The sequence below is a fragment of the Pseudomonas sp. Kh14 genome (assembly GCF_900291005.1).
Classification (GTDB): Bacteria; Pseudomonadota; Gammaproteobacteria; order Pseudomonadales; family Pseudomonadaceae; genus Aquipseudomonas; species Aquipseudomonas alloputida.
Map to the genome: position 1 here is coordinate 1 of NZ_OLKJ01000358.1, position 229 is coordinate 229.

Genomic DNA, 229 nt, shown 5'->3' on the forward strand with positions numbered 1-229 from the left:
CATCCCAGATGTGCATTAACCGCTCGGCCTCGGCCAGTTCGGCGAAGGCTTCGGCAAAGTGCCCTTCCCTGCCATCGAGCGTAGCGATCACGCAGTGGCCGATGAGCACACTGATATCGCGACAGGCCCGCGCCTCGCCCAGCCCCGCACGCAGGCGGGCACGGCCTTGGGCCGGCTGCAGGCGCGAGACCAGCAGGTAGCCTTCGTAAAGCGTCAGGCGGGCGCGCAC

General features: G+C 68.1%; 1 protein-coding gene. It reads right to left on the reverse strand.

The annotated features are described in order from the left end of the window. Positions 1-229, reverse strand: a 229-nt coding sequence (locus tag FQ668_RS28415) for a hypothetical protein (RefSeq protein WP_144180918.1), incomplete at both ends; no start/stop codon positions are given.